The organism is Nitrospirillum iridis (genome assembly GCF_014205765.1).
Classification (GTDB): Bacteria; Pseudomonadota; Alphaproteobacteria; order Azospirillales; family Azospirillaceae; genus Nitrospirillum; species Nitrospirillum iridis.
This window is the reverse complement of the sequence record NZ_JACIIZ010000002.1, coordinates 554220-564691: the sequence shown is the minus strand read 5'-3', so window position 1 is coordinate 564691 and position 10472 is coordinate 554220. Positions and strand designations below refer to the sequence as shown.

Genomic DNA, 10472 nt, shown 5'->3' with positions numbered 1-10472 from the left:
GACCAATGACCACCTCCCGCCCGCCGCCGCCCGGGGTGGGGCATGCCCCACCCCGGGCGATCACCGATTTTCCACCACGCTCTCGGACGCTAACCGCAGGCCCGCCCGGTGCCCCGGCGTCCGTTGGCGGCGAATATCCTTTTCAAATTCTTGCCAGACGCGTTGTTGCTGCCGACACCGGTGTCGGATATCTCAGTCATGGGCAGTCAAGGGATCGGCCTCAGCGCGAAGCCGACGGAGTATTTGGGGGTGGCGAATGAATTGGTTCGGCAATAGAACAATTAACCAGAGATTATGGTTTCTCGTGGCAGTCGCCATCCTGGCAGCACTTGTCTGCATAGGTATTGGGGTTGCGCGGCAGAGGGCGCAGTTGTTTGAAAACCGTCGTGGGATGGCGCGCGATGCCGTGGGGGCCGCCCAGAGCATTGCCGAAACTTATATCCAGCGGGAAAAGCAGGGCGCCTTGTCCAGGGCGGAGGCGCAGGCGGCGGTGTTGGCCGCCCTTAAGGGCGTGCGCTTCGCCGGCGAGTATGTCTTCGTCACCGACGTCCACGGGGTCCTGGTCATGCACCCCGCCCAACCCGAATTGGATGGCAAGGACATGCGGGATTTCAAGGATCCCGCCGGGACGTACATGTTCCGCGACTTCGTCGCCATGGCGGCGGGGCCGCAGGGGCATGGCTTCGTGCCGTACAAATGGCCCCGGCCGCAGCAGACGGAGCCGGTGGACAAGCTGTCGTATGTTGCGCTGGTTCCGGCCTGGGGATGGGTATTGGGGTCCGGTGTGTACCTTGACGATGTGCAGGCGCAGGGGCGCGCCCTGATCGTGGGCGGCGTGATTGAGGCGTTGGTGGCCCTGGCCCTGGTGGGGTCGCTGTCCGTCCTCATCGCCCGCAGCTTGTCACGGGCGCTGGGTGGGTTGACCGGGATCATGGGGCGCATGGCCCACGGCGACCTGGCGGTGACCATCGATGGCACGGAGGCGCCCAATGAGGTGGGGGACATGGCCCGCGCGCTGGCGGTCTTCCGGGAGAACGCCCTGACCGCCCGCCGCCTGGAAGAGGAGCGGGCGGCCGCGCAGGAGATGCGCCAGCGCCGGCAGGAGGCGATGGAGGTGCTGGTGCGGGACTTCAAGGCCATGGTGGCTGGCAAGCTGCGCGCCGTGGCCGCCGCCGCGACGGAGCTGGAGGCGACCTCGGGCGGACTGCGGGAGAAGGCCGAACTCACCAGCGGCCTCGCGGTCACCGTGGCCAGCGGCGCCACCGCCGCCAACCAGAATGCCCAGACCGTGGCCGCCGCCACGGAGGAGTTGACGGTTTCCAGCGCCGAGATCGGCAGACAGGTGGAACTCACGACCGTCACCACCGCCCGGGCGGTGGACGAGGCGCGCAAGGCCAGCGCCGTCATGGCGGAGTTGTCCGATGTGGCCGCCGGCGTGCAGACGGTGGTGCAGTTGATCAACGACATCGCCGGGCAGACCAACCTGCTGGCGCTGAACGCCACCATCGAGGCGGCGCGGGCGGGTGAGGCTGGCAAGGGCTTCGCCGTCGTGGCGACGGAGGTCAAATCCCTGGCCGGGCAGACCGCCAAGGCCACCGAGGACATCGCCAACCGGGCCATGGCGGTGCAGACGGCCGCCGCCGACGCCGTTTCCATCATCGCCTACATCACCGAGGTGATCGAGCAGATGGGGGGCAATTCCGCCACAATCGCGTCCGCCGTCACCCAGCAGGGGGCGGCCACCGATGAGATCAGCCGTAATGTGCAGGAAGCGGCAGCCCGTACCGCGGAAGTGGCGGGCAACATGATCTCGGTGGAGGAAAGCGCCGTTTTCACGCTCAGCGCGTCCAGCCAGTTGCATGCCGCCGCCGGCGATTTGTCGGTGCAGGCGGAGCAGCTGCAGCAGGAGGTGGCGGACTTCCTGGTCGCCATGGAGCAGGCCGGCAGCCGCCCGCAGGGCGTGGGTAGTCCGGCCGCCCATCCGGCGGCGGAGTGACGCCGCATCGGGCATGACGTTTTGATGGTGGGGCGGCGGACAATAACGCATGGCTGAGGGGACGAGGTGTCCTTGGCCATGCGCGGTCGCCGGTTGCACTATCGGGCGTTTTTGACTATGTGCCCGGCCAACCCGTCTAGCCTTGCGAAGGAGTATCCATCCCATGTCCACCGCCTTGCGCGTCGCCATCCTCGGTGCCTCCGGCTACACCGGCGCCGAACTGGTCCGCCTGCTGGTCCGTCATCCCGACGTCCGCCTGGTGGCCCTGACGGCGGAGCGACAGGCTGGCAAGCCCCTGGGCGAGGTCTTCCCCCACCTCGGCGGCTATGACCTGCCGGACTTGGTGAAGATCGATCAGGTGGACTGGGACGGCGTGGATTTCGTTTTCTGCGCCCTGCCGCATGGCACCACGCAGGAGGTCATCGCCAGCCTGCCCGCACGGCTGAAGGTGGTGGACCTGTCCGCCGACTTCCGCCTGCATGACATCGAGACCTACGCCACGTGGTACGGCCATGCCCACAAGGCGCCGGAGCTGCAGACCGAGGCGGTGTACGGCCTGGTGGAAGCCAACCGTGAGGCCGTCAAGGGCGCCCGCCTCGTGGCCAACCCGGGCTGCTATCCCACCGCCTCGCAGCTGCCGCTGCTGCCCCTGCTGCGGCAGGGCCTGATCCTGGCCGACGATATCATCATCGACGCCAAGTCGGGCGTGTCCGGCGCCGGCCGCGATGCCAAGCAGGGTAATCTGTACGGGGAGGTGGCGGAGGGCATCCACGCCTATGGTGTCGCCAGCCACCGTCATGCCCCCGAGATCGAGCAAGGGGTGAGCGAGGCCGCCGGCAAGCCGGTGGTGCTGAACTTCACGCCGCATCTCATGCCCATGAGCCGCGGCATCCTGTCCAGCATCTATGTGAAGCTGGCGCCGGGGATCTCCGCCGACGACCTGCGCGCAGCCCTGGTCGCCGCTTATAAGGGGGAGACCTTCGTGCGCGTTCTGCCCGCCGGGCAGGCGCCGCAAACCCGCCATGTGAAGGGCAGCAACCATTGCCTGATCGGCGTCTTCGCCGATCGCGTGCCGGGCCGCGCGATCCTGCTGTCGGTTATCGACAATCTGGTCAAGGGCGCCTCCGGTCAGGCCATCCAGAACATGAACCTGATGATGGGCTTCCCCGAACAGCGCGGGCTGGAACAGGCGCCGATGTTCCCGTAATCAATACGGGACCCCGATGTTGAAAAGCCCGGGCCTCACCGCCCGGGCTTTTTTGCGAGTGATGAGGTTCAAGATGACCAACGTGACCCAGGCCCTGACCACCGTTCGGCCCACGGTGCTGCCCTACAAGGGCGTGCTGCCCCGCATCCACGCCAGCGCCTTCCTGGCCAACGCCGTGGTCATCGGCGATGTGGAGATCGGCGACGAGGCCAGCTTGTGGTACAACGTCGTCGTCCGTGGCGACGTGAACCAGATTCGCATCGGCAAGCGCACCAACATCCAGGACGGCACCACCGTTCACTGCACCCACCAGCGTTTCGCCACCGTCATCGGCGATGATGTGACCGTGGGGCACATGGCGTTGCTGCACGGTTGCGTCATCGAGGACGGCGCCTTCATTGGCATGAAGGCCTGCGTCATGGACGGCGCCGTCGTGGAGGGCGGGGCCATGGTGGCCGCCGGCGCCCTGGTGACGCCGGGCAAGCGGGTCAAGGCGGGGGAGCTGTGGGGCGGGAGCCCGGCCCGCCTGCTGCGCCCGCTGACGGACCAGGACAAGGCCACGCTGCCCCTGACGGTGCCGCACTATGTCCGTCTCTCCCGGCAGTACCTCGACGAGATAGGGTGAGCTGCGGCGGGTTGTCCGGACGCTTGAGGTGAACCCGCGCTCGGTTGTTCGCACCCAGCGGGACTGTCAAAACAAGGGAAGCATCTCCACTTGCCGCCAACCCATTTGGCTGCACCGCGATGCCCCTCCTCGCCAAGAGGAAAGTGTAAGATGACAGGCGATCATTGGGTGTATTGAGAAATCATATCGAATTTTGAGTAGCCAATTGTCGCACGTTATCTCGTTTTCTATTTATTTGGCGCCCGAATTCAATGCACGGCTTCTCCACATAGCGAAGCAGTACGTCAGAAATAAAAAGTCCAGTGACTAGAATCAGAAAAACATTCCAAAAGCCTTCTTTCTGCCAAGGGGCAAAGCCGGATACGGCATGCTGAGCCAGTGGTTGAATTAAGTAGAGTGAGTAAGATCTGCGGCCTACAAAAACAAACGGGGCGCTTGAAAGAATCCGGCCAGGCAGTCCCGGTCCGAGTATTGCTGGGATTAGTAAGATTACGACGATGGAGTACATGTTATCTAGTCGCGCATTGTAGGCATATCCCCAAATTCGCCCGGTCTGCGTTTGAAAAACTGCAAAAAAAACGAATACGGCGATAGAAACCCGCGGCCGCATTAAAAAAGAAATAATCTTAAACCCGGTTCTGTCGTGCATTATTATTGCCAACAGAGAGCCGTAAACGAGAACAGAATATTCTCGAATAGGAACTGGCGATCCCCAAGCGGCGAACGAAAGTAAAATCAGAAAAGCCGCCGCAATCAGGCGAGACCTAGTGCTGCGGGCTATGAAAAATGCCGCCAATGGCCAGCATAGATAGTATTTCCATTCGATGCCAAGCGACCAGGTCACTTTCCAGAGGGCGTTCCCTGTAAAGAATTCGTTACAAAATAGAAAATAATATGGAAGCGCATCTTTCAAGGATGTCCATCTGTCATCTGCAAGATTAAATGTTTGCCATATAACAAATATGAGGACGGTGTAATAGATCGGCATTATCCGAAAGGCACGGCTTATGTAGAATTTCCTGAGGTTTACGCTACCAGTTTCATCTTTTTCTCTAAGTAATAATGTCGTTATTAGAAATCCGCTGAGCACAAAGAAAATTTCCACGCCAAGTCGGCCGGTTATGCTGAGGCCGATATCGCCACCAAAATGAATAAAGAGAACGAGTGTCACTGCAATCGCTCTCAATCCGTCTAGTGCCGGAAAAAATGAAGTCTCTCTATAGTCTTCGTACGTCAATGGTGCTTTTTCGGACATTATTTCTCTCTTCCTGTTTTTGCTGCTTAGCGGTATTTATACAAATATACGAGGTCGCTAATTGGGGTTAGTTAGCCAATTTGAAGGACGTGGATTGGCCTCCTTACTGACACTACGCTGGCCAATGAAGGGTCAGAACCATATTAAGCCCACCTATACCAAGTTCCTCTGACTGTTACCAAGTATCTCTATATTTGATTGGAGTTCTTGCTATGTTCTGGGTTGGGCCGGGAAGCGGGAGGCAACGCTGCCCCTGACGGTGCCGCACTATGTCCGTCTCTCCCGGCAGTACCTCGACGAGATAGGGTGAGCTGCGGCGGGTTGTCCGGACGCTTGATTTGCGTCATGGTCACAGGGGCCGTGTGCTGGATAATGAAAAGCGCGCCGCCCTTTCGGTGTCGCGAAGCGGCTGTTCCGGCCTTTGGGCGGCCGCCCCGCGCGATTTTGTGACCTGGTGGAGGATAATACTCCATGGCCAAGCCGTCACCGCGACCCAACCGCCGCTATCATGCCACCGCCGCCCGTCTCGGCCGCCTGTCGCCCAAGCTGCGGCGGGATCTTACCGCGATGGAGGTTAGCGAACAGGCCTTCCGCAAGGCGGGCGCGCTGGCCCTCGCCGAGGCCGTGTTCGGCGACCGGGCCAAGGCTTTGGCCTGGCTGCGCGCCGCCGACGCCTGAGGGGACCGATCAGCCCAGATTGAAGTGGGTGATGGCCGAGGCGATGTCGTCGCCGAAACTGGGGCCCAGGCGCACCATGGCCACCCCCGGCGGCACGCCCTTCAGACTGGACGCGTCAAGGCTGGTCAGCAGCGCCATGGGCACCGTCTCGGTCAGGGAGATGGCCCGTAGAGCCCGGATAAGGTCGACGCCGCCCAGGCCGTCCATGACGGCGGACGCGATGATCATGTCCGGCGGGAGGCGTACGGCGACGGACAGGGCTTCGATGGGGTCCACCAGGGTGTTGACCTTGAAGCCGCAGGCCGCCAGTTCGGTCGCAACCCGGCGGGCGACGATCTTGTTGGGGCTGACCAGCATGATGTCGACATCGTGGATTTCCACGTCCGCGATGTCGAACTCGTAGCGGGAGGGCAGGGCGCGGATGAAGGCGTTGGTGGTCGCCAGGTCCGGCGTGTCCTCGCGATCGGCCGCCTCGGCGATGCGGTCGGCGAAGGTATGGAGATCGACGATTTGGCTTTCCGTCAGGTCCTTCAGACCATTGAGATAAGCCTCGAGCCGTTGGCCGATCAGGCTCACCAGGGGAAAACCGAACGAGGTGCCGGAACCGCGCAGGCTGTGCGCGTCGCGCCGGATGGCGAGCAGGCCGTCTGTCGTCGCCATGCGGCCCAGGGACACCGCCTTCAGCGTCTCATACAGAGCGCCCAGCCGATCATGAACATCGTCGCGGAATTCGACCTTGAGCTGTTCCACAAGATCGTCGAAATCAGTCTGCTCAACCATGGCGTCCCTCAAGCTCCACGGGGAGATCTAGCCCGGGGGCAGGCCGGAACGCAAGACGGGGACCGTTTTGACGCCCGGTGCATTGGTATCGGTTGAATGGAAAAGGCCGCCCAGATGGGCGGCCTTTTGTCCGGATTGGCCTCATGCGGCCTTGCGTAGCTCCAGCCGGCTCCACACGTCCAGCAGCGCGTCCACCAAGCGGGCCATATGGTCGTCGCCGTGGAAGGGCGTGGGCGTGATGCGCAGCCGCTCCGTGCCACGCGGCACGGTGGGATAGTTGATGGGCTGAACGTAGATGTCGTGCTTGGTCAACAGGTCGTCGCTGGCCTGCTTGCACAGGCGGGGATCGCCCACCAACACCGGGACGATGTGGCTGACCGACGGCATGACCGGCAGGCCCGCCTGCGACAGCAGGCGCTTCAGCGTGGCGGCCCGTTCCTGGTGCAGCGTCCGTAGCTCGTCATGTTCTTTCAGATAACGGACGGAGGCGGCGGCGCCGGCGGCGATAACCGGGGCGATGGAGGTGGTGAAGATGAAGCTGGAGGCGAAGCTGCGCACGCAGTCGACCAGGGCCGCCGAGCCGGTGATGTAGCCGCCCATCAGGCCGAAGGCCTTGCCCAGAGTGCCCTCGATCACGGTCAGCCGGTCCAGCACGCCGTCACGCTCGGCCACCCCGGCGCCGCGCGGCCCGTACATGCCCACCGCGTGGACCTCATCCAGATAGGTCATGGCGCCGTGCTTGTCGGCGACGTCACAAATCTCCGCGATCGGGGCGATGTCGCCGTCCATGGAATAGACGCTTTCGAACGCCACCAGCTTGGGACGGTCGGCCGGGTAGCGGCTCAGCATCTGGTCCAGATGCTCGGGATCATTGTGGCGGAAGATGTGCTTTTCCGCCCCGCTATGCCGAATGCCCTCGATCATCGAGGCATGGTTCAGCGCGTCGGAGAAGACGACGCAGTTGGGCAGCAGCTTGGGCAGGGTGGAGAGCGACGCCTCGTTGGAGATGTAGCCCGACGTGAACAACAGCGCCGCTTCCTTGCGGTGCAGGTCCGCCAGCTCCCGCTCCAGCAGGACGTGATAGTGGTTGGTGCCGGAGATGTTCCGGGTGCCGCCGGCGCCAGCACCGGACTTGGCCAAGGCCTCGCGCATGGCCTCCAGCACCACCGGGTTCTGACCCTGGCCCAGATAATCGTTGCTGCACCACACGGTCACGTCGCGCGGCGGCTCATCCGGGGAAGGGTAATAGGACGCGGTCGGAAACTCGCCCACGCGGCGTTCCAGATCGGCGAAAATGCGGTAGCGGCCTTCGCGACGAAGGCCATCGATCTGGGAGCGGAAAAAGGCTTCGTAATCCATCTGTCCGATGGCTCCTTCGTGGAGCGGTCCTCTCGTCAAAGAAGACCAGCGGCAAGCTACCGGTCGACACACAACCACCACCGACCCTGGGCTCGACTGTCATAGTGGGCAGTCAAACCCCCTCTGGCAAGTGCCGGAAGGCCGCGACCGAGCAGATGTACCATGCCAGTGGACCGGGGCCATCAGCTTTGATGTTGATCAATTCGGCGGGCAAATGGACCTTAACCCCGAAATCCCCGGCTGGAAAGCCCGGATGCGCAGGACAAATTGCCCAAGCCGCCCTTCTTTGGTCGCAAGAAGGACGCGCGCGGGCGCAGTCTGGCGCAACAATATTTCGCGGATGCCGGGATGATGCGGTGATATCAATGGGCGCAGGCGGCGCCGCCGACATGCGCGTCCAGCGTCTCCGCCAGCCGCTGCGCCGCCTTCAGGATCAGGGGCGGGGCAAAGGCGGCGTAGCCCAGCACCAGGCCCTGGGTGCCGGCCCGGCTGCCTCCGGCGCTCGCATGGAAGCTGCTGAGCGGTGTCACGTCGATGGACCTGGCGCGGGCCACCTGGCGCAGGATCATGTCGGGCGACAGGCGCGGATCCGTCCCCGGGGCGGCCCTCCACGCCAGGCCGTCGGTCAGGCGGGCGGCCATCTGCAGGCCGGCGGCAGCCGGCGTCAACGTCAGCGCCCCGGCCCACAGGCGCCGGGCGGCGTCGATCAGCGTCTCGCGCCGCTCCTGATAAGTCAGGCGGGCCCGCCGCAGGTGGGAGGCGAGGTGTCCCTCATCGATGAATTCCGCCAGGGCGCTCTGCTCCACCACCGGGGCGTGCAGCTCGAACAGGGCCCGCATGTCCAGCGCCCGGTCCAGCAGGTGGTCCGGCACCACCAGATAGGCGATGCGCAGGCCGGGATAGAGGATGCGCTCGAATCCGCCGACATGCAGGACGCGGTTGCCGCGCCCCGGTCCCGCGCCGCGGTCCAGGCTCATCAACGTGGCCGGTGGCCGTGCCTCGAAGGTGAAGCCGCCGTCGCCGTCGTCCTCAATGACATGCGCGTCGGCGCGAACGGTCCAGTCCAGCAGGGCCTGACGGCGCTCCAGGCTCATGACCGTGCCCAGCGGCATCTGGCAGTTGGCGGTAACCACGGCCAGCCGGGCGTCGGGCGCCAGTGCCTCGCCCTTGGCCGGGTCCAGGCCATCGGCGTCGGCATGCACCGGTACCGGGATCATCCCCAGGCGCCGGACCAGGGCCTGTGTCAGGGGGCAGCCGGGGTCTTCGGTCCACACCCGGTCGCCCGGGGATGCCGCCAGGCCCACGGCCAGGTCCAGCGCCGCGGCGCGGCCGGGCAGGATCAGGATCTGGTCGGGGTGGCAGCGCAGGCCGCGGCTTGCCTCCAGGAAGCTGGCCAGCGCGACGCGCAAGGGGCGCCAGCCGGGGGCGCTGTCGCGCTCCAGGGCGCGTGCCGACAGGCTGCGCCATGAGCGGCTCAGCACCCGGCGCCAAGCCTCGATATCCAGCTGGTCGCCGGCAGCGATGCCGGGACGGAAGGGCAGGGTGGGTGATGGCAGGGTGTTTTCGGCGGTTCCCGTGCCCTGGGGTCGGGGCGCCGGGGCGCGGATTTCGGCCGGCGCGTAATCGGGGGGCAGGTTCTCCACCACGAAGGTGCCGGAGCCGACCCGGGATTCCAGATAGCCCTCCGCCGTCAGGCGCTCGATGGCGGCCACCGCGGTGTTGCGCGACAGCCCCATGTCGCGGGCCAGGGTGCGGGTGGAGGGCAGGCGCTCGCCCGGGGCCACCACGCCGGTGGCAATGGCATGGCGCAGGCGGTCGAACAAGCGCTGTTGCAGGGAGCCCCCTTCACCGCCGTCCGTCAGCGTGAGCAAGGGCCCGCGTCGGCTTTTCATGGGGTGACTCCGTGAAGTGAAAGGACAACGGCTGGGCGGCCGTGATGGCGCTTGGGGAGGAGGACCGGCGGACGGCGCTACGCGCGCGCCGTCCGCCGGGTGCGATCAGGGATGGCCACACGACCATCAGGCCATCCCGTTTCGAACCGGCGGCGGGGAAGGGGCGCCACCACCACCGGTCTCGCGGGTGGGCGGGGGGCCGTCAGGCGCCCCGCGATAGGGATGGCTTTAGCGGTCCAGGACCTTGCCGCTGGTGGCGTCCACCCGGAACGACTTCACCGGAATGCCTTCGGCGGTGACGACCGGGACGTTGTAGTACTCATCCTTGCGGGTGGCGCTGCCGACGCGCAGGTTGCCCTTGTCGTGTTCCTGCAGGTAGCTCTGGACGGCCTTGCGGGCGTCTGAGCTGCTGACCATGGCCTCATCGGCGAAGGCGGGGGCGGCGGCGGCGACCAGCAGGGCGGTGGCGGTCATCAAGGCTGCGAAACGGTTCATGGTGGTTCTCCTCTGGGATGGGGTGGCTTGGCCTGGGGCGGGGTGTCGGCCGGGTGGCGCTGACCTTTGGTCCCGGGTTCCAGGCCTTCCTGTTGTTCGTTGACGGTCCCATCCCACCATGGGCCTGTTTCGCCGTGATTTCCGGCGAACGGGTCGAATGAAACAGTGCGTAACCGCCCTTGCGG

The 10472-nt window shown here is 64.7% G+C and carries 9 protein-coding genes; 4 read left to right on the top strand and 5 right to left on the bottom strand.

Annotated elements, in window-relative coordinates; genetic code table 11:
* Positions 1-256: 256 nt before the first annotated feature.
* The 3 genes from FHS74_RS05490 (at position 257) to FHS74_RS05480 (ending at position 3828) form a co-directional block, all read left to right on the top strand.
* A complete protein-coding gene (locus FHS74_RS05490) occupies positions 257-1996 on the top strand; it encodes a methyl-accepting chemotaxis protein (RefSeq protein WP_281384607.1) in 1740 nt (579 codons plus the stop codon).
* A 163-nt stretch (positions 1997-2159) separates the two neighbouring features.
* Positions 2160-3203, top strand: coding sequence for an N-acetyl-gamma-glutamyl-phosphate reductase (gene argC, locus FHS74_RS05485; protein ID WP_184798209.1), 1044 nt, complete (start codon positions 2160-2162; stop codon positions 3201-3203).
* Positions 3204-3276: 73 nt separating this feature from the next.
* Positions 3277-3828 (top strand): gamma carbonic anhydrase family protein, encoded by a 552-nt coding sequence (locus FHS74_RS05480; RefSeq protein WP_184798207.1) that lies wholly within the window; start codon positions 3277-3279, stop codon positions 3826-3828.
* 181 nt (positions 3829-4009) lie between these two features.
* Here FHS74_RS05480 and FHS74_RS05475 read toward each other — a convergent pair whose 3' ends face one another.
* The gene (locus FHS74_RS05475; protein ID WP_184798205.1) at positions 4010-5083 is read right to left on the bottom strand and encodes an acyltransferase family protein; all 1074 of its coding nucleotides are present in this window, start codon (positions 5081-5083) and stop codon (positions 4010-4012) included.
* A 471-nt stretch (positions 5084-5554) separates the two neighbouring features.
* Between FHS74_RS05475 and FHS74_RS05470 the strand changes: the two genes are divergently transcribed.
* Entirely contained in the window at positions 5555-5761 is a 207-nt protein-coding gene (locus tag FHS74_RS05470; RefSeq protein WP_184798203.1) for a hypothetical protein, read from the top strand.
* A 9-nt stretch (positions 5762-5770) separates the two neighbouring features.
* Here the strand turns inward: FHS74_RS05470 and FHS74_RS05465 are convergent, their stop codons facing one another.
* The 4 genes from FHS74_RS05465 to FHS74_RS05450 all read right to left on the bottom strand — a co-directional run bounded on the left by FHS74_RS05465 (position 5771) and on the right by FHS74_RS05450 (position 10287).
* Positions 5771-6541, bottom strand: a complete 771-nt coding sequence (locus FHS74_RS05465; RefSeq protein ID WP_184798201.1) for an Hpt domain-containing protein — start codon at positions 6539-6541, stop codon at positions 5771-5773.
* 141 nt (positions 6542-6682) lie between these two features.
* A complete protein-coding gene (hemA, locus tag FHS74_RS05460) occupies positions 6683-7900 on the bottom strand; it encodes a 5-aminolevulinate synthase (RefSeq protein WP_184798199.1) in 1218 nt (405 codons plus the stop codon).
* A 362-nt stretch (positions 7901-8262) separates the two neighbouring features.
* Positions 8263-9792, bottom strand: a complete 1530-nt coding sequence (locus FHS74_RS05455; protein WP_184798197.1) for an aminotransferase-like domain-containing protein — start codon at positions 9790-9792, stop codon at positions 8263-8265.
* 228 nt (positions 9793-10020) lie between these two features.
* Positions 10021-10287 (bottom strand): hypothetical protein, encoded by a 267-nt coding sequence (locus FHS74_RS05450; RefSeq protein ID WP_184798195.1) that lies wholly within the window; start codon positions 10285-10287, stop codon positions 10021-10023.
* Positions 10288-10472 lie beyond the last annotated feature (185 nt).